Below are 20174 nucleotides of genomic sequence, written 5' to 3'. Positions count from 1 at the left end.
GTTCAGGATAATGTGGTTATTTTTAGCATTTATGTCGGCGGCTTTGTTGGGCTGCTATGATTCGTTGAAGAAGCATGCCTTGAAGGGTAATGCGGTTATTCCCGTGTTGTTTCTTAACACCTTGTTTTCAAGCATTATATTCATCCCGTTCATCGTGCTGAGCGGTGCCAGCCATGTGCTCGACGGCACTATTTTCCATGTGGCCGAAGGTGGCTGGGATATGCACAAGTATATTCTGCTGAAGTCGTTTATCGTGCTGTCGAGTTGGATTCTGGGCTATTTCGGTATGAAGCATCTGCCCCTTACCATTGTTGGCCCTATCAACGCCACGCGCCCTGTGATGGTGCTGGTGGGAGCGCTGCTGGTGTTTGGCGAGCGCCTGAACCATTGGCAATGGATAGGTGTGATGCTGGCCATCGCCTCATTCCTGTTGCTCAGTCGTAGTGGCAAGAAGGAGGGTATCGACTTTAAGCACGACCATTGGATTTACATGATTGTAGGCGCTGCTGTGCTGGGAGCCATAAGTGGTCTTTACGATAAATTCCTGATGGCTCCTGTAGAGAGTGGTGGCGTAGGGCTCGACCGTATGATGGTGCAGTCGTGGTATAATCTCTATCAATGTATCATGATGGGCGCTATGTTGTTGCTGCTGTGGTGGCCTAAGCACGAGCAGACCACACCGTTCCATTGGTCGTGGTCGATAGTTGGTGTCAGTCTGTTTCTGAGTATTGCCGACTTCATGTATTTCTACTCGCTCAGTTTGCCCGAGGCTATGATTTCGATTGTGTCGATGATTCGTCGTGGTAGTGTGATTGTGAGCTTTATGTTTGGTGCGATGTTCTTCCACGAAAAGAACCTCAAGGCCAAAGCCTTCGACCTGGCGCTTGTGCTCCTCGGAATGGTATTCCTCTACATTGGTAGTAAATAATTATTTTAGGCACGGATTACACGGCTTTAATAAATTAAAGACACGGCTTTTATCGAGCTGTGTCTTTTTTATGTACTTATAGCCGTGTCTCTTTTTTTAAAAGAACCGTGTAATCCGTGCCTTAAATATACTGTGCCTATTTCTTTTCTTTGCGTTTACGTTTCTTCGACGAGAATAAATCTCTAATGCCGTTGAAGTCTTTTTTCATAATCAGACCGATGCCTTGGGTGTTCAGACTCGACTTCGTGAAGTAGCGGTCGTTGGTCTGGTTATACACCTTCAGCGCCAGGTTGCCGTTGGGGTAGAGGAGATACTGCACGTCGAAGTCGCCGATAAACGATGGATTGGCTTGCGTAGCGTTGTCGCGATAGCCAAACTGTCCGTTCAGCAGCAGTCGGTTGTTCAGCATACGTCCGTTGATGATGCCCTCGTATTCTGCATTATGCCAGCCCTCATTACCAGTCGAGATGTTGGCACCGAAGTTCCAGTTGTCGTTCTTGATAAACTGGTTGATGAGCGTGTTGATTTGCGATGAGAGGGTACCCGACAGGAAACTCTGCATGGCCAGCGATGTCTGGTCGGCACGCTCGCCTGTGGCGCTGCTGCTGTTGTTGGCACCCTGGTTGTAGAATCGGCCGATAGCCAACAGATACACCACCTGCTGGTTCATCTCCTGCTGTCCGTTGATCACCGAGCGTACCATCTGCTGCTCATCAGCATTTACCGTAGGCATCTCCAGGTCGAAGTCCACCTGTGGTGCTGCCGGCTGTCCGCCGATGTTCATCAAGCAGTTCACGCGGATGGTGTTGTTGCTGAACGAGTTGCCGATATTCAGGTCGCTCAGGCTCACGCCGCTCACGGTATATACTGCCTGCAGGTTGAGTGCTGCCTGATAAGGATCGCCACCGAACACGATGGTACCGCCACGGTTGAAGGTGAAGTTCTTCTTGATGATGTTCTGTATCGTGATGCCGTAGGTGCCATGATCCACGGTATAGGTACCAAACATGTTGAATGAGCCCTTGTTGTGGAAGGCAGCTCGCAGCGAGCCGTTGCCATAGAGGGTGATATGATCCTTGGTACCCTCGTCCATCAGCAGTTTCAGAGCTGCCTGTGGCGTGGCGTTTATCTGGAAGTTGATGTAGATATCCGTATCGTCGGCGCGCGAATTCGTGCGCTCTGGGTTAGCCGTACTTGCCGGGCTCGTCATACTAGTCTGGCCGGCGTCGCCGGTCTCCCACGAGATAAACTCCTGGTTGCTGATGGCGTCGGGGCTGGCGGCGTTATACACGAATACCGTGCCCGGCTGTGGCGTCACGTTGCAGTTGATGATCACGTCGTTGCCATGCCCGCTGATGGTTACGTCGCCTGTGGCATAAACCGTACCATAGAAGTTAGAGTCGCCAAAGTCGTTGAAGTCGTAGGCCAGCAGATTGTTGGCATCCACCTTCAGGTCGTAACTCATATTAGTCAGGTGCTGGTGGTGTATGCCGCCTGTCAGTATGCCCTCATGCCCCAAGGCATCTGTCAGGCGCATGTTGTGCAGCTCTATCTCGTCGGGAATCATGATAACCGTGTCGCGCTCCAGCTTATAGGTGGTGTTGAGTGCAGTCACGCTGGCTTCACCATCCACCACCAGTTGACCGGTCAGGTTGATGTTGTCGAGCGTGCCGGCCAGGCGTACCTTTCCATCGGTTCTGCCCGTGATGCTTGAGAGGAAGCTCTTGGTGAAGTTGTGCATGAACTCGATATTAGTGCCGTCGGCCTCGATACCCAAGTCGATGGTGTTGTGAACGGGTGATACATAGCCGTTGATGCGCGTCTTGGCGTTAGGTCCATCGTCGGCCACGGCATGGATATCTATCTGCTGCGCTTCGTGGTTCCAGTTGGCCAGGGCGTGCAGCACGCCCATGTTACCATTTTCAAACTTAAACTCGTCAACCGTCAGGTCGGCATTGGCCTTGAAGTCGCCAAAGAGCGATGAGGCATTGGCTCTGCCGCTGGCTTTTCCGCTGAACTCTACGCTATGGAAATTCACCAGGTCGAGAATATATCCCACCTCCACCTCGCGCAGATCCACCGTTAGCGAGTCGCTCTCGTTTTTCGATGCGATGCCATCCACGATGATGTGCTGGTTGCCGTGCTGTACGGAGAAGTGGTCCACCAGCAGGAAATTGTCGGTATAGAGCACATCCGATGGCTCGATATCCCATCCTTCGTCCCTCAGAATGATGTGTGAGGGCATCACGCGGAAGTGAGCTTCTGGCTTGTTGGCCACGTTGTGGTAGAGCTGCATGATGGTGTTAAACTCGCCGCTCATGCGCTTGGCTTCAGCGTGGTTGTCCCATACGAGCGAGGTGGTGAGATTATTGTTGGCCGCATGTGCCGACAGGCCCATGTCAAGGCGCTGCCCGTTGTCCATCATCTTCTGGATGTTCATGTTCAGGCGCAGGGTGTCGGCAGGCGATGAGATATTCACGAAACCTTCTTCATAGCGCGAACCGTTGTAGGCGAAAGAAGGCGCGTTGCCGTTCAGATAGAGCTCGTTGGTATAGTCGTTTACGCGTGCTTGCAGGTTCACGGGCTGGTTCAGCTGCAGGTCGATATTGAAGATGCGTCGCAGCCAGTCGCTTTTGCTCACCATCAGTCGCAGGGCAAAGTTGTTGCTGGTCTTGGTGGTGGCAGCAGGCAGAATGGGCAGGGTGGGGAGTTTGCTCTTCAGCAGGTTGGTGAACGAGGCTGCCAGCGTCTTGAAGTCGAACTGTCCTTTCAGTTCGGCATCTGCAAAGTCGCTCTTCAAGGTCAGGAAATGAATATCATCCCGCTGCCCTGTGGTGATGTTCAGGTTGTCAAGTCTGTAGGCGGGATGGTGGTAGGTGGCTGAAATATGGAAGTTGCTCAGGCGGATATTGCCCTGGGCGTCGTTCAGGTTGCGCGCTGCTAGGTTAGCTTCAAGTTGTCCGCTGAGCGTGGCATTCTCCCATTGGTCGGTCAGATGCAGCGCTTGCGGATTGTAGCGCTCTATGTTAGCATGCAGTTTGATGGCGTGGCGACTGTTGGCAGCATTCACGTGCTCATCGGCAAGCTCAGCTTTGATTTGAGCTTCCAGGTTCGGGTCGTTGATATCGAATACGCCCGCGATGGCTTCCTGGTTGTAGCTGCCACTCAGAGCCATATTATGATAGGTGTAACCTTTGTAGTCGAAGTCGCTGATCACGCCGTTCACGTTCACGTCGGGCTTATTGCCTTCGTGGAGCACGCCGTTAAGCTTGAGTTCGGTAGAGAGCGTGCCCAGATGCTCGTTGGCCAACAGCTGCTGCAGGTTCAGCGCGGCAATCTCTACGCTACCCGCAAACGTCTGGTCGTCGGCCAGATTCATGTTTACTTTAGCATCGCCAACACCCGTATGCATGTCGGCTTGCAGCAAGCCTGCTCCCTGCTGGTTGCGCTCGCAAACTGCCGATAACTGCACACCGTTCAGGCGGGTCAGCTCTGTAGGAATCTGTGGAAAAGCGTTGGCCAACTGGTTGATGAAATCGTTGGATACAGCCAGATGGTTCAGCTGCCAGTTCCACGAAGCGCGCTTCTGCCAGTTGGCTATCCAGCCATGAGCGTCGAGGTCGAAATCGTGACCTGCTGATACTATCTGCAGACTGGGAATATTCACTTGCGAATCGGTTCCGTGGAATCGGGTTGCTAGCGATATGCTCTTTGATAGATTCTTTAGCTTTGGAACGAAACAGGCTAGTTCTGAGGGTGTTACAGATGTGTTAGATATCTTGCCTTGGTAGCTGATTGACTCCTTCTGCAGGCGTCCGTTCACCATCTGATAGTTGGCATTCAGGGTGTCTATCTGCAGGCGAGAGTGTGGCAGTTCTACCAGCAGATTCTGCAGTTGCGCCTGGTGGCGCCCGGCTGCCAGATAGAATTTCATGCGCTTCACGGTGAGTCCGCAACGCTCCTTCATCTCCAGTCTTTTCACGTTCACGTTCAGCGAGTCGTCGGTGAGCGCCTTCAGATTGATGTGGGCGCTCAGGTTGCTCACCCTGATGTGGGCAGGGTTGAAGATGCCCGCCGTGTGTGGCTGGTCGGTCTGGTCGAATGTCACACTTGAGCGGCGTATGATGAGCGAGTTGATACGCAGGTCGAGTGGGGTATGCTTGGTGGTGTCTTTCGACGCCAGCGAGTCGAGCACAAACTGGAAGTTGGGCTTACTCTGTGCATGTGCTTTATATAATAAGAAATGTGCACCAAACAGCTGGGCTGACGAAATGGAGATTTTGCCATCCATCAGCGGTAGCAGTTCCAGGCGCACCGACAGGCGACCCACGCGCAGCATATCTTTCTGCTGTTGGTCTTCGATGCGCACATTATCAATAATGATACGATTGAAGAATCCCAAATCTATGCGCCCCACCTGTACGTTGGTGCCTAATTTTTGGGAAACAGCTGCTGCTATCCTGCCTGCAAGATAGGCTTGAGCCTGCGGTATATGAGATACGGTCATGAGGGTTGCATTCAGCAGAATGACACCCCAAATTGTCCAGCTAATGAATCTTTTGAGTAACTTCACGGAGCAAAATTACGACTTTTTGTCGTGATTTAGGCTTTTTTTTTCCATTATTTGATGAAATGTGGCTTTTTTTATGTAATTTTGCACTCGCAACGAGACTATTCAATATAATTTCTGATATAAATGGCAAATGTGATTAAGTTACGCAAAGGCTTAGACATTACCCTTGAGGGCAAGGCCGAGGAGAAGAAAATCCAACTGAAATCAAACGGCAAGTATGCGCTTGTTCCCGATGATTTTGAGGGTGTGACTCCAAAGGTTGTTGTCAAGGAGGGCGATCATGTCAAGGCCGGGGATGCCTTGTTCGTCAACAAGCTGTATCCCGAGGTGAAGTTTGCCTCGCCAGTTAGCGGTACCGTCCGCGAGGTGGTGCGTGGTGAACGTAGAAAGGTGCTCTGCGTGAGAGTGGATGCCGACGAGACGCAGACTTATGTAGATTTCGGCAAGAAGGACGTCAGCAAGCTTGCGGGCGATCAAGTGATTAACGCGCTGTTAGAGGCCGGTATCTTCGGCTACATCAATCAGTTGCCTTATGCTGTTTCGACCAATCCAAGTGTGCAGCCTAAGGCAATTTTCGTTTCGGCTCTGAGAGACAAGCCTCTGGCTGCCGACTTCGAGTTTGAGGTGAAGGGCCAGGAGCAGGACTTCCAGACTGGTTTGACAGCTCTCTCAAAGATTGCTAAGACCTATCTTGGTGTAGGTGTAGGCTCACAGCTTGAGGGTGTGAAGGACGTCGAGGTGAACGTGTTCGACGGCAAGTGCCCTGCAGGTAACGTGGGCGTACAGGTGAACAACATCGACCCTGTGAACAAGGGTGAGGTGGTTTGGACCATCGGCGACCCATCGGTAGTGCTGTTCATCGGTCGCTTGTTCAATACTGGTAAGGTAGATCTGCGCCGCACAGTAGCCCTTTGCGGTAGTGAGGTGAAGAACCCTGCCTATGTGGATATGCTGGTGGGTGAGGAGCTCTCTACGCTGCTCAGCAACAGCTACGACGCCCAGAAGAGCGTGCGCATCATCAATGGTAATGTGCTGACAGGCCGCCCCACAACGAAGGACGGATTCCTGGGAGCCCACACCAGCGAGGTGACCGTTATCCCTGAGGGTAACGATGCCGACGAGATGCTGGGATGGATTCTGCCACGCTTCAAGCAGTTCTCTGTGAACCGTAGCTATTTCTCATGGCTGTGTGGCAAGAAGCAGTATGCACTCGATGCCCGCGTGAAGGGTGGTGAGCGCCACATGATTATGAGTGGCGAGTACGACAAGGTGCTGCCTATGGACATCTATGGTGAGTATCTCATCAAGGCCATCATTGCTGGTGATATCGACCGCCAGGAGGCGCTTGGTATCTACGAGGTGAGTCCAGAGGATTTCGCTCTTGCAGAGTTCGTGGATAGCTCTAAGTTAGAATTGCAACGCATTGTACGTGAGGGCCTTAACATCCTCCGCAAGGAAAATGCTTAATGTTCAAATGTTCAATTTTCAATAGACAATGAAAGCATTACGAAATTATCTCAATAAGGTAAAACCGAACTTCGAGGAGGGTGGCAAGCTGCATGCTTTCCGTTCGGTTTTCGATGGCTTTGAGACATTCCTTTTTGTGCCTAACGACACAGCAAAGGCAGGTGGCGTGAACATTCACGACGCTATCGACTCGAAGCGCATCATGAGTATGGTGGTTATCGCCCTGATGCCTGCCATGCTGTTTGGTATGTATAACATCGGCTATCAGAACTACCTGGCTGCCGGCACGCTCGCTACAGCTTCATTCTTCGAGCTGTTTGCCTACGGTTTCCTGGCTGTGCTACCCAAGATTCTGGTGAGCTACATCGTAGGTCTGGGCATCGAGTTTGCCTGGGCACAATGGAAGGGTGAGGAGATCCAGGAGGGTTACCTCGTTTCTGGTATCATCATTCCGCTGATTATTCCTATCGGTTGTCCGCTGTGGATGCTGGCTCTGGCTTGCGCCTTCTCGGTCATCTTCTGTAAGGAGATATTCGGTGGTACTGGTATGAACATCTTCAACCCTGCTATTGCAGCACGTATGTTCCTCTTCTTCGCTTATCCTTCGAAGATGACTGGCGACACCGTTTGGGTGGCTCAGAACTCTATCTTCGGTCTGGGTAACGACCTGCCCGACGGATTCACCGCTGCTACACCACTTGGTGAGCTGGCACAGAACATCACTCCTGATGCCTCTATCCTGGATATGGCGCTCGGATTCATTCCCGGCTCTATCGGTGAGACTTCGCTCGTAGCTATCGCTATTGGTGCTGCTATCCTGCTGTGGACGGGCATCGCCTCTTGGCGCACCATGCTGAGCGTATTCGTAGGCGGCACGCTGCTGGCTCTTATCTTCGAGCAGACTGGTCAGGGTATGACCTGGTGGCACCACTTCGTGATGGGTGGCTTCGCTTTCGGAGCTGTGTTTATGGCTACCGACCCTGTTACCTCATGCCGCACCACTACCGGACAGTACATCTACGGATTCCTGATTGGCGCTATGGCCATCATCATCCGCGTGCTGAATGCCGGTTATCCTGAGGGTATGATGCTTGCCATCTTCTTTGGCAACATGTTTGCTCCTACTATCGACCACTTCGTTGTGGAGCGCAATATCTCGAAACGCCAGAAAAGATTGAAGAATTGAAAAATTGAAGAATTGAAGATATGGCTAAGTTAAATACAAATTCGAACTCGTACATTATTATATATAGTGCGATTCTTGTGGTCATCGTGGCCTTCCTGCTGGCCTTTGTCTATCAGGCTCTGAAGCCTATGCAGGATGCTAACGTGGCACTTGATGTGAAGAAGCAGATTCTCTACTCGCTCAACATCCGCAACCTGGATGGTGCCGAGGCCGAGGCAAAATATGCCGAGGTGGTAAAGGCCGAGAAAGAGGACGATGAGAATGGCCAGAAGGCTTATGAGTGCCAGATTGATGGTAAGAACGTCGTTGTAGTATCGCTCAAGGGCATGGGCCTCTGGGGTGGCATCAGCGGTTATCTGGCTATCGACGAAGAGGGTAAGGTTTATGGTGCCCACTTCAACCACGAAGGTGAGACCGCTGGTCTGGGTGCTGAAATCAAGGACTCTCAGGAGTGGCAGGAGAAGTTTATCGGCAAGCAGATCTGGGACGAGCAGGGCAACGTGATCCTCTCGGTTGTTAAGAAGGTGGACAATCCTGACAGCCAGGTTGACTGCGTGACTGGTGCTACGCTCACTTCGAATGGCGTTGACGCTATGCTGAAGGACGGCTTGAAGGACTTTAAGACCTACGCCTTCGGCAAGCTGCTCGAGACTGTTGCAAATACTGATTCAACTAAAGTAGTGGAGGAATAAGACTATGGCATTATTCAGTAAACAAAATAAGGAGGTTTTCACAAACCCGTTGAATGTAGATCATCCTATCCTCGGACAGGTATTGGGTATCTGCTCGGCGCTGGCTGTGACATCGCAGCTCAAGCCCGCCATCGTGATGGGTCTGGCTGTAACTGTTATCACAGCCTTTTCTAACACCATCATCTCTATCATCCGCAACACTATCCCTAACCGCATCCGTATTGTGGTTCAGCTGGTGGTTGTGGCTGCGCTGGTAACAATCGTATCACAGATTCTGAAGGCTTTCGCTTACGATGTGAGCGTGCAGCTGAGCGTATATGTAGGATTGATTATCACCAACTGTATCCTGATGGGTCGCCTGGAGGCGTTTGCCATGCAGAACAAGCCTTGGCCTTCGTTCCTCGATGGTGTGGGCAACGGTCTTGGCTACGCTATGATCCTGGTCATCGTGGGTGCCGTTCGCGAGTTGCTGGGCCGTGGCTCTCTGCTGGGCTTCCAGATTATCCCCGATGCCTGCTACGATTTCGGTTACGTGAACAATGGTATGATGACGATGCCTGCTATGGCGCTGATTCTCGTGGGATGTGTGATTTGGGTTCATCGTGCTTACTTTTATAAGGAGAAATAAGATATGGAACACGCAATATCATTACTATTCAGGTCGATCTTTGTCGACAATATGATCTTCGCTTTCTTCCTCGGCATGTGCTCTTATCTGGCTGTGTCGAAGACTGTGAAGACTTCGCTGGGACTCGGTCTCGCCGTGACCTTCGTGCTCACCGTGACCGTTCCTGTCAACTATCTGTTGCAGACCAAGGTGCTGGGCCCCGACTGTCTGGTTGAGGGTGTAGATCTCAGTTACCTGTCGTTCATCCTCTTCATTGCTGTTATCGCAGGTATGGTGCAGCTGGTTGAGATGACGGTTGAGAAGTACTCGCCATCGCTCTATGCTGCGCTGGGTATCTTCCTGCCTCTGATTGCCGTTAACTGCGCCATCATGGGTGCTTCGCTGTTCATGCAGCAGCGCATCCTGATGGATCCTTCTAACTCGCAGGCCATCACCAGCGTTTGGGATGCCATCATCTATGGCTTCGGCTCTGGTATAGGTTGGGCGCTGGCTATCGTAGCCATGGGTGCCATCCGCGAAAAGATGCAGTATTCGGATGTACCCAAGCCCCTGCAGGGTCTCGGCATTGTGTTTATCACCGTGGGCCTCATGGCTATGGCGATGATGTGTTTCTCTGGCTTAAACATTTAATAAGGTATGGCACAGTTTATAGCATATAGTATAGGAGTGTTTCTCCTGGTAATCATCCTGCTGGTGATTATCCTGTTGGTGGCTAAGAAGTATCTCAGCCCCAGCGGCAACGTGAATATTACAGTCAACGGCGACAGGGTGCTGAACGTGCCTCAGGGCAACAACCTGATGGCTACGCTCAACGAGAACGGCATCTTCCTGCCTTCAGCCTGTGGCGGTAAGGCTAGCTGCGGACAATGTAAGGTACAGGTGCTTGAGGGCGGTGGCGAGATTCTCGACTCAGAGAAGCCTCACTTCTCGCGCAAGCAGATCAAGGACCACTGGCGCCTGGGTTGCCAATGCAAGGTGAAGGGCGACCTGAAGATTCATGTAGATGAGTCGATTCTGGGTGTTAAGGAGTACGAGTGTACCGTTATCTCTAACAAGAACGTGGCTACCTTCATCAAGGAGTTTAAGGTGCAGCTGCCTGCTGGTGCTCACATGGACTTCCTGCCTGGTTCGTATGCTCAGATCAAGATTCCTAAGTTTGATTGCATCGACTATGATAAGGACTTCGATAAGTCGTTGATTGGCGACGAGTATCTGCCTGCATGGGAGAAGTTCGGCCTGTTCCCACTCAAGTGTAAGAACCCCGAGGACACCATCCGTGCTTACTCTATGGCCAACTATCCTGCCGAGGGTGATGTGTTCATGCTCACCGTGCGTATCGCCACACCTCCTTTCAAGGCCGACCGTTCGGGCTTCATGGATGTGAACCCTGGTATCGCTTCATCGTATATCTTCTCGCTGAAACCTGGCGACAAGGTAATTATGAGCGGACCTTTCGGCGACTTCCACCCACACTTCGACTCGAAGAAGGAGATGATTTGGGTTGGTGGTGGTGCCGGTATGGCGCCTCTGCGTGCACAGATCATGCACATGACCAAGACGCTGCATACCACCGATCGCGAGATGCACTACTTCTATGGTGCACGCGCGCTGAACGAGGTGTTCTATCTCGACGACTTCCTGGGACTGGAGAAGGAGTACCCCAACTTCCACTTCCACCTGGCGCTCGACCGTCCCGACCCCGCAGCCGATGCTGCTGGCGTAAAGTACACACCGGGATTTGTTCACAACGTGATGTTCGAGACCTATCTGAAGGACCACGATGCTCCCGAGGATATCGAGTACTACATGTGTGGTCCTGGTCCTATGTCGAAGGCCGTTGTGGGCATGCTCGACTCGCTCGGCGTAGATCCCGAGTCAATCATGTACGATAACTTCGGCGGATAATCCGTTATCCCCCGCAAATCATAAAAAAAAGTGCAGCGCCATCAAGGTTACTGCACTTTTTTTGTATTGTTACTACGTGGGAATTTTAATATTATTTGTTTAGTTGTTTAACAGGGAAGGTAAAATATGTGTCGGGGAATGGCTCGTTGCTGAGTGTAAAGTGCCACCACTCTGTGTCTAAAGGCTTGAAACCATGAGCAAGCATCGCGCGGCGCAGAATCATACGGTTTTCGAACTGTTTGGCTGTGATACTCCGCTTCGGCTCGGCAGTACTCTTTGAGTTGTCGCCTGTGTATTCGCCCGTTTCGGGATTACCACAGAAATCTGGATGACTCTCTGGTCCAAACCAGTCGAATGTACCGCCCATGTCGAGTTCCTTCTCTGTTGTCATGTCGAAGAGGGTCAGGTCGACGGTGGAACCGCGAGTGTGCCCGCTGCGCTCGTAGATATATTCCTGCTCGAAGAGCACGCTCTTGTCGAGGTCGGGATAGAAATATGGTTTCATTATCGTGTCAGCGAGATTTTGCGCCCAGCGCACAAAGTGATCTACTCCCTTCTGTGGGCGGTAGGCATCGTAAATTTTCAGTCTGTATCCTTGCTTCATCACGTCGTCGCTTACCTCCTTCAGTGCCTTGGCTGCCTGCTTGGTAAGCAAGGCTGTAGGCTCCTCATAACCATCAATGCGCTTGCCCACAAAGTTGTAGGTGCCATAGTAGCGAATCTCTAAGATGGCATCTGGAACAGAATCTGTCAATGTTACAAACTGACTGCTATCATCTGTCAAACTGACGACAGCATTATCTTTAATGTTATTACAGCTAATTATAATATTAGCACCGCAGATAGTCAGGATGGCGGCGAGCAACCATTGCATAATCGTTTTCATTGTATTTTTTTGTTACAGATTAGATGTGGCAAATATAATGTTTTTTTTGAAAGAAACACCATATTATCTAAAAAAAATGCCCTTTTTTCGTAAAAAGGGGCATTATATCAGTATTTCGCGGGCGCGGGCTATTTGTTCGGCAGTGGGCGGAGCAACATCCTTTAGCGAATAGGGCACGCCCAGATTGTCCCACTTGAAGGTGCCCAGGGTGTGATAGGGCAGAACCTCTACCCGCTGCACGTTTGTTAGCGTGTCGATGAAGTGGCGCAGCTGGGTGAGCTGGGCCTCGTCGGTGGTGATGCCGGGCACCAGCACGTGACGAATCCACACGGGCTTTTGGATTTCCGACAGATAGCGGGCGCAGTCGAGGATGTGCTCGTTGCCGTGGCCGGTGAGCCAGCGGTGGCGCTCGCTGTCGATGTGCTTGATGTCGAGCAGCACCAGGTCGGTGGCCTGCATCAGGCGCTCGAACTTACCGAAGAAAGGCTCCTGTCGGGTGAAGGGCTGGGCAGACGTGTCAAGACAGGTGTTGATGCCGCGACGATGGGCTTCTTCAAACAGGTCGATGAGGAAATCGATCTGCAGCAGCGCCTCGCCACCACTCACGGTGATGCCGCCATCTGGGCCCCAGTAGCTGCGGTAGCGCTCGGCCTTGTCGAGCAGTTCGGCTACGGTAGCCGTGGTGCCACAGGTGTCGGAACCCAGGCGCCATGTGTCAGGGTTGTGGCAGTAGCGACAACGCATCTGACATCCCTGCAGGAAAATCAGAAACCGAATCCCTGGCCCATCAACAGAGCCAAAGGATTCGGTAGAGTGTATATAGCCTGTAGTACTCATTACAGACTTTCGTGAGATTGACGTGCAATAACATCCTCCTGCTGCTCGCGAGTGAGGTCGATGAACTTCACGGCGTAACCCGACACGCGGATGGTGAAGTTAGCATACTCGGGCTTCTCGGGATGCTCCATGGCATCACGCAGCTTCTCGATACCAAACACGTTCACATTCAGGTGGTGAGCACCACGGCTGAAGTAACCGTCCATCACGCGAACCAGGGTGTTGGCGCGCTCGTCGTCGTTCTGACCCAGGGCACTTGGGCTGATGGTCTGAGTGTTTGAGATACCGTCGAGGGCATACTCGTAAGGCAGCTTGGCCACAGAGTTGAGTGATGCCAGCAGACCGTTCTTCTCGGCACCATAGCTTGGGTTAGCACCAGGTGACAGAGGAGTACCGGCACGGCGACCGTCGGGCAGGTTGCCTGTATATTTACCATAAACCACGTTTGAGGTGATGGTGAGGATAGAGCAGGTTGGGGTAGCGTTACGATAAGTAGCGTGCTTGCGAATCTTCTTAACGAAGGTCTTGAGCAGCCATACGGCAATCTCGTCGGCGCGGTCGTCGTCGTTACCGTAGCGTGGGAAGTCGCCCTCGGCCACGTAGTCAACGTTGAATCCCTCTTCGTCGCGAATCATTTTCACTTTCGCATATTTCACAGCAGAAATAGAATCTACCACGTGTGAGAATCCGGCGATACCGGTAGCGAATGTGCGGCGCACGTTGGTATCGATGAGGGCCATCTCGGCAGCCTCGTAGAAGTACTTATCGTGCATGTAGTGGATGAGGTTGAGGGTGTTCACATACACACCTGCCAACCAGTCCATAGCCTGGTCGAAGCGTGGAGCCAACTCCTCCCATGTCAGATACTCGTCCTTGATGGGGCGGAAACCAGGAGCTACCTGCTCGCGGGTCTTGGCATCGACACCACCGTTACATGCATAGAGGAAACACTTGGCCAGGTTGGCGCGTGCACCGAAGAACTGCATCTCCTTACCAGTCTGGGTGGCACTTACGCAGCAGCAGATGCTGTAGTCGTCGCCCCAAACAGGACGCATCACCTCGTCGTTCTCGTACTGGATAGAGCTGGTCTTCACCGAAATCATCGCAGCATACTTCTTGAAGTTCTCGGTGAGTCGTGGTGAGTAAAGTACGGTGAGGTTTGGCTCGGGTGAAGGACCCATGTTCTCCAGGGTGTGGAGGAAACGGTAGTCGTTCTTGGTCACCATGTGGCGTCCGTCCATGCCCATACCACCTACTTCGAGTGTAGCCCATACGGGGTCGCCTGAGAAGAGCTCGTTGTAAGATGGGATACGTGCGAACTTCACCATGCGGAACTTCATCACCAGGTGGTCGATGAGCTCCTGTGCCTCGGCCTCGGTCAGAGTGCCCTCTTCCATATCACGCTGGATGTAGATATCGAGGAAGGTAGATACACGACCTACCGACATGGCTGCGCCATTCTGAGTCTTGATAGCAGCCAGATAGCCGAAGTAGAGCCACTGTACGGCCTCGCGGGCGTTGTTAGCAGGCTGAGAGATATCGAAACCATAGATCTGGGCCATAGCCTTCATCTCCTTCAGGGCCTTGATTTGCATAGAAATCTCCTCGCGCTGGCGGATCACGTCGTCGCTCATCACACCGGCACCGCAGTTGCGCTTGTCGGCCTCCTTCTCGGCGATGATGAAGTCGATACCGTAGAGAGCCACACGACGGTAGTCGCCCACGATACGTCCGCGACCATAAGTGTCGGGCAGACCGGTCAGGATGTGGTTGTGGCGCACGTGCTTCATCTCCTCGGTGTAAGCATCAAACACGCCATCGTTGTGGGTTTTGCAATACTTGGTGAAGATTTCGTGCAGTTTCTCAGATGGCTTGTAGCCGTAGTTGGTGCAAGCCTGCTCAGCCATCTTGATACCGCCAAAAGGCATGAAGGCGCGCTTCAAGGGTTTATCGGTCTGCAGACCAACTACCTTCTCCAGCTCCTTCTTGCTCTCGTCGATGTAGCCAGGTCCATAAGCCGTCATGCTCGAAACGATCTCTGTCTCCATGTCGAGCACACCGCCCTTGGCACGCTCCTCCTTCTGCAGCTCCTGCAGGCGGCCCCACAATGTGTTGGTAGCCTCTGTAGGCTCAGCCAGGAAGCTCTCGTCGCCTTCGTAAGCTGTGTAGTTGTTCTGAATAAAGTCTCTGAGGTTGACCTCTTCGGTCCATTTGGTTCCTTTAAAACCACGCCATTCTTTACGCATAAATAAATTTGTGTTTTTGTAAATAAATACCTATTGTCTTGATTTCGGCTGCAAAGGTACTACTTTTTTTTGAGTTATGCAACTTTTTGCGTAACAATAAATAGGTATTGTAAAAAAATCCCCCGCCGTTTGCGTAGCGGCGGGGGTGAGTGGTGAGTGGTTATTTGTCTGTCTCTGCTGTATTATAATAATGTGTTTCTATGGCTTCGCATCCATCTAAGATGCTGCGATGTATATGCCCATTCTTCTCCGGACCATATGCACTGTAGCGTTTCCCCTCTGGTGTATAGTTACATTTGTAACCAATGATATGGCGGTCGCGTCTGAAATCTTTGGGATCGTCTACGCATACACTCCTAACGGAGATTGACAGTTTGCCCATTTCTTTCAAATCTACGGTATAACCATTCTGCATGTAGAACTTCACTGTATCAAACAGCTCACGTAGCACAAGCCTGACATCAGAGGCTTTTGCTGTGCAGTTTTCTTCAATCATCTCCTCGATTTCTTCCAATGAGATTACACCTTGTTTTACTGTGTGAGCATAATACTTACCGTAGTTTTTACTACCCTTAATTTTGTTTTGCAGAAGTCTGTACTGTATAGCCATAATTCTTTTTTACTGCAAAGATAATACATTTTTAAGCCGTTTCCAAATTATTTGTTATTTATTTCACTGAAATTGAAAAACAAATTCACTGAATTTACTTATCAAATACACTGAATTTGTAAACCAAATACACTGAATTTGGTTATAGACTTCCTTGTTCGTCTCATGACGGCTCCCCGCTACTATATTCGTATCGACTATTATATATATATTAATGTGTATTTTCTATGTATTATCGATTTTATTTCGTATTTTTGCAAGCGATATGAGAGTGATTAGTAATAACTATACCCGCTGGCATTTGCTTGTGATGCTATTGCTGGCAGTAGCGACGGTTGAGGCGCAGACTGTGTGGAGACTGCAGTTGGATAAGCATCATCTGCTGCTGGATGCGGATGCTGAACCGACTGATAATCAAGCGTTTGTGTTTAATGACTTCCAGGAGGTGGTGAAGCATCTGGGTGATAGTTGTGTGCTGTATGTGGCGCCGGGGGTGTACTGGGTGGACGATCCTGACGATCCTGAAATCAAGGTGGGGAAGGACGGACGAGAGCCTTTCGGATGCGTCGTCAGATGTAGGAATCTGCGCATCATCGGACTCGACCCGCAGGCGCAGAATACCGTGCTGGCGGCTCAACGCGGACAGACGCAAGGGGCCATCGGCAACTTCACGATGCTCGACATCTGGAGCGACTCGCTGGTGGTGGAGAACCTGACGCTGGGCAACTACTGCAACGTGGATCTAGACTATCATCAAAACCCCGCGCTCTCGCGAAAAAAACGTAGCGACGCCATCACGCAGGCTCACGTAGGCTACGTGCACGGACGCTCGCTCACAGCGCGCAACGTGCGGTTTATCAGCCGACTGAACCTGAACCCGCTCAATGGCGCCGAGCATTCCTACTACGAGAACTGTCACTTCGAATGTACCGACGACGCGATGAACGGCACCGCCGTGTATCGCCATTGCACGATTGACCTGTACGGACAGAAGCCCTTCTGGAGCACCTTTGGACGGGGAGCGATGTTCGTGGATTGCGACTTCAATGTGATGACCAATAACCGCGAGATGTACTTCTGCAAGCAGGGTGGGCCACTGGCGCTCATCGACTGCCGCTACCATGCGCCCTCAGACAGCATCTATATCGGCTGGACAGCCTATCCGCAGAAATGGCTGCGCTGCTATCAGAAGAACTTCACGCTGAACGGCCGTCCTTACATCATAGGCACCAGGCAGCAGGAGAACACTATCGTGATAGACGCGCTGCCCGTGCAGCCCAACGAGCCGCCTTATCTGGCCATCAGTCGCCACGAAGCTGAGATGCAGGTGGGTGGCGAGCCGCTGAGGCTACACGTGCAGGGCAACGGAAGGAAGGTGGTGTGGCAGATACCAGCACCCTACAACCAGGTAGCTACTCTGGATGCGCCAACGGGCGACTCGGTCGTGGTGTCGGTAGCTTGCGAACAGATTGACGATCCTGTAAGCTTCCCCGTGGCGGCTTATGCTGCCGATGGCCATAACATACCGGCAGTAGCCGTGTGCCAGGTGACGATACAGCCACCGCTGTTGCCGGCGCCAACCTTCGTGCGCCAGCCTCGGATAACCATCAAGAACGGCGTGGCTCGTGTCGACTATCAGCTCGACTTGCAGGGGCACAAAGACCAGACGCGCATCGTATGGGGCCGACTGGATAGCGACGACTGCCTGCAGGAGGCCTTTCTGGCCGATAGTAATGACGGGCCGCAATATGCCTACAAGTTGCGCCCCAGCGACGTAGGTCGCCGACTGATGGTGAGCCTGCGCCCAGCTAGCGACAGGAGCACTAAAGGCGAGTTGGTACAGATAGTGAGCAGGCAGATTCGTGCGAAAGACGTGAAGCAGCCATACTGTCTGGAGACTGATTTTAGCGATATCCGTTGCCAGTGGAGCCAAGGGCTTGTGGCTGACGCCTGGCAGGCTGATGGCTTCAAGCCTGCCGACACGGCCGAATATCCGTGGACCTTCGACCCGAAGAAACCGATGTGGGAGTATGGTGAGGGATTCAACGGCGCTGTGGGCAAGGGCCTTTTGCAGGTTCAGCGTGGCGCCCGACTGATGTACACACCTGCCCAGGGCAGCTATGCCGACATGACGCTGACGCTGCAGGTGGACCCCACGAAGACGGCCGGACAGGGCTTCGGCTCGGCCACAGGGCAGTATATGGATGTGTGTCTGAAGTTCGACACCCAGACGCTCACCGGTTATGGGCTGCGCATCATCCGTACCACCAAGCATGCCAAGGCCGTAGATTTCTATCTCGTGGCTTATCAGAACGGCACGATCCGTCAGATATCCCAAGCCATCAGCGCCACCTGCTATCGCACCGGTTGCACCATCACGCTGACAGCCAAGGGGCGCCTGCTGACGGCTCATGTAGAGACCGCCACGCCTAAGCCGCAAGACAGCACATTGCCGCATGTGGTAGATCTCAGCGCACAGATAGAACCATTGCCCTTTGGCGGTATAGCCATACAGCACACCGGCTCGTGTGGCGAGAGTACCACCATGCTGCACCACCTGAAAGCTACATGGTAAAATGATATGAAAGTAATATATAACAAGCACTTCCCGTGGGGTGGATTTTTTGCCATCAATATCTGCGGACTGATATTCTGCCGGAGCGATAAGGGGCGGATGAGTCGTGAGGAGCAGAACCACGAGTACATCCACACCCTGCAGCAGCGCGAGATGCTGTTCGTGGGGTTCTATGTGTGGTATGTGGTGGAGTTTGCATGGAGATATATGAAGTGCCGCAACTGGATGAAGGCTTATCGCGAACTCTATTTCGAACGCGAGGCCTACCAGATGCAGCACGACCTGACATATCGCTACCATCGCCGACCTTTCGGCTGGTGGCGCTTGTCTATTTCGAAGAAGAAGGGGTAATCATCCAGCGGAAAAACACATTCGGTATGGCCACGCCCAGAGCGATGAAGAGGATGATGAGCGATGCCTGGATGGCGTTGTTCATCGCTACCGTCACCTCGCCCTCCACGCCGTGCATATTGATAAATGCAAACAGCGCCCTATACATCAGCACTCCAGGAATCATCGGGATGACGCTGGGGATGCTGAGCAGCTGATGGGGCGTGTGCAGCCGGCGAACCAGCGCACAGCAGATGATGCTGACCACAGCCGAACCCACAAACGAACCTACTACCAGCCCTTGATCCAGTCCGATGTTTCCACTAGACGGTCCCAGATTGACGAAGTTTCTCGTGCAGACGCTGATGATACCGCCCAGAGCCACTACCCACATGAGTTGGCGAGGGGTGTTGAAAATCATCGAGAATCCGATGGCCGAAATGGCGGCGGCCAGCATATACTCGTCGTAGGCGTGATGAGGTGTCATAGGCAGGTCCTTGGCAAAATTGTCGATGCCACACACCTGGATGGCAAAGGCGATGCCAAAGGCCATGGCCAGCAGCATCATGAGCGTGTTGACGGCGCGCGTCATCCCCACCTGGGTGAAACCCGTCAGCATGTCGCTCACGAAATTGATGAGTGGCACGCCTGGCACGATGAATAGCGCACACGCCAGCAAGGGATGCCACGGGGTAGAGGATACCAGTACCTGTGGCAGCCAAAGGCTGGTTTGTGCATAAGCCGACAGCAGACTGAAAGCCCAAGCCAGCAGCGTGGATACAAAAGCCGCGATGCCGATGTTGACGTAGGCATTACTGCCTTTCTCATTGAGCAGCATGCGCAGGCGCAAACCTAAGATGGCCGCGATGGCAGCATAGAAAAAGGCCGTCCAGTCGCACCCGAACTGAATGCAGAAACCGCCGCACGCCAAGCCGCCGCCCACAGCCACCTGCCAGGGCGAATAGTTGCGCGGCTGGTGGGCAATATAGTTCAGCTCCTGCTCGTAGCGCTTCAGTTCATAATGCTGGCGCAGGGCCGTGCATGAGAGATGGCTCACCTGGCGCAGCGTGTCGAGATTCACACCATGCCGCTCCACACGCTGAAACTTGGTGTAAGAGCGCTCCGTGTCCGACAGATTCACCATCAGCATGTTGTACACGATGTAGATGTGTAACCGCTCGAGTGGCAGCCCTAAATAGGCCGCCACTCGTTTCATGGTTCTCATGGTACGGCTGGTATCTGCCGCACTCTCCATCAACAAACAACCTGTGCGGAGAAGTAGATCCAGCCTCATTTGCAAATTATCCTGAT

General features: G+C 52.4%; 15 protein-coding genes. 9 read left to right on the top strand and 6 right to left on the bottom strand.

Annotation, left to right across the window (positions count from 1 at the left end; translation table 11 throughout):
- Positions 1–10: 10 nt before the first annotated feature.
- Positions 11–928 carry a DMT family transporter gene (locus T360_RS0113850; protein WP_028913307.1) on the top strand — a complete coding sequence of 306 codons (918 nt, stop codon included), beginning with the start codon at positions 11–13 and terminating at the stop codon, positions 926–928.
- A gap of 136 nt (positions 929–1064) precedes the next feature.
- Here the strand turns inward: T360_RS0113850 and T360_RS0113845 are convergent, their stop codons facing one another.
- Positions 1065–5435, bottom strand: a complete 4371-nt coding sequence (locus tag T360_RS0113845) for a translocation/assembly module TamB domain-containing protein (protein ID WP_036929615.1) — start codon at positions 5433–5435, stop codon at positions 1065–1067.
- A gap of 189 nt (positions 5436–5624) precedes the next feature.
- On the opposite strand from T360_RS0113845, the gene T360_RS0113840 reads away from it, so the two are divergent.
- From T360_RS0113840 to nqrF, 6 genes are read left to right on the top strand one after another with little or no spacing between them, the layout of a single operon-like run.
- Entirely contained in the window at positions 5625–6968 is a 1344-nt protein-coding gene (locus tag T360_RS0113840) for a Na(+)-translocating NADH-quinone reductase subunit A (protein ID WP_028913305.1), read from the top strand.
- A 28-nt stretch (positions 6969–6996) separates the two neighbouring features.
- Positions 6997–8154 carry an NADH:ubiquinone reductase (Na(+)-transporting) subunit B gene (locus T360_RS0113835; RefSeq protein ID WP_028913304.1) on the top strand — a complete coding sequence of 386 codons (1158 nt, stop codon included), beginning with the start codon at positions 6997–6999 and terminating at the stop codon, positions 8152–8154.
- A gap of 20 nt (positions 8155–8174) precedes the next feature.
- Positions 8175–8846: an FMN-binding protein gene (locus T360_RS0113830; protein WP_036929613.1), complete on the top strand. Its 672-nt coding sequence runs from the start codon at positions 8175–8177 to the stop codon at positions 8844–8846.
- A gap of 4 nt (positions 8847–8850) precedes the next feature.
- The gene (locus tag T360_RS0113825) at positions 8851–9474 is read left to right on the top strand and encodes an NADH:ubiquinone reductase (Na(+)-transporting) subunit D (protein ID WP_028913302.1); all 624 of its coding nucleotides are present in this window, start codon (positions 8851–8853) and stop codon (positions 9472–9474) included.
- A 3-nt stretch (positions 9475–9477) separates the two neighbouring features.
- Positions 9478–10104, top strand: coding sequence for an NADH:ubiquinone reductase (Na(+)-transporting) subunit E (nqrE, locus tag T360_RS0113820; protein ID WP_028913301.1), 627 nt, complete (start codon positions 9478–9480; stop codon positions 10102–10104).
- Between the two features lie 6 nt (positions 10105–10110).
- Positions 10111–11379, top strand: a complete 1269-nt coding sequence (nqrF, locus tag T360_RS0113815; RefSeq protein WP_028913300.1) for an NADH:ubiquinone reductase (Na(+)-transporting) subunit F — start codon at positions 10111–10113, stop codon at positions 11377–11379.
- Between the two features lie 91 nt (positions 11380–11470).
- Here nqrF and T360_RS0113810 read toward each other — a convergent pair whose 3' ends face one another.
- From T360_RS0113810 to T360_RS15515, 4 genes are all read right to left on the bottom strand, one after another.
- Positions 11471–12265 (bottom strand): M15 family metallopeptidase, encoded by a 795-nt coding sequence (locus T360_RS0113810; protein ID WP_028913299.1) that lies wholly within the window; start codon positions 12263–12265, stop codon positions 11471–11473.
- A 102-nt stretch (positions 12266–12367) separates the two neighbouring features.
- On the bottom strand, positions 12368–13102 hold the full coding sequence (gene pflA / locus T360_RS0113805; protein ID WP_197019324.1) for a pyruvate formate-lyase-activating protein: 735 nt from the start codon (positions 13100–13102) through the stop codon (positions 12368–12370).
- Complete coding sequence (pflB, locus tag T360_RS0113800; RefSeq protein WP_028913297.1) at positions 13102–15348, bottom strand: formate C-acetyltransferase; 2247 nt, start codon at positions 15346–15348, stop codon at positions 13102–13104. Before pflB ends, pflA begins: the two co-directional genes overlap by 1 nt.
- Before the next feature lie 160 nt (positions 15349–15508).
- Positions 15509–15958: a DNA-binding domain-containing protein gene (locus T360_RS15515; protein WP_051523580.1), complete on the bottom strand. Its 450-nt coding sequence runs from the start codon at positions 15956–15958 to the stop codon at positions 15509–15511.
- A 265-nt stretch (positions 15959–16223) separates the two neighbouring features.
- On the opposite strand from T360_RS15515, the gene T360_RS15510 reads away from it, so the two are divergent.
- Positions 16224–18533 (top strand): hypothetical protein, encoded by a 2310-nt coding sequence (locus T360_RS15510; protein ID WP_051523579.1) that lies wholly within the window; start codon positions 16224–16226, stop codon positions 18531–18533.
- 6 nt (positions 18534–18539) lie between these two features.
- Positions 18540–18884: a hypothetical protein gene (locus tag T360_RS15505; protein WP_036929611.1), complete on the top strand. Its 345-nt coding sequence runs from the start codon at positions 18540–18542 to the stop codon at positions 18882–18884.
- Here the strand turns inward: T360_RS15505 and T360_RS15500 are convergent.
- Entirely contained in the window at positions 18862–20157 is a 1296-nt protein-coding gene (locus T360_RS15500) for a threonine/serine exporter ThrE family protein (RefSeq protein WP_051523578.1), read from the bottom strand. The genes T360_RS15505 and T360_RS15500 overlap by 23 nt on opposite strands.
- Between the last annotated feature and the right edge of the window lie 17 nt (positions 20158–20174).

The organism is Prevotella sp. MA2016 (assembly GCF_000619825.1).
Taxonomy (GTDB): domain Bacteria; phylum Bacteroidota; class Bacteroidia; order Bacteroidales; family Bacteroidaceae; genus Prevotella.
This window is presented reverse-complemented; position numbering and strand designations above follow the sequence as displayed.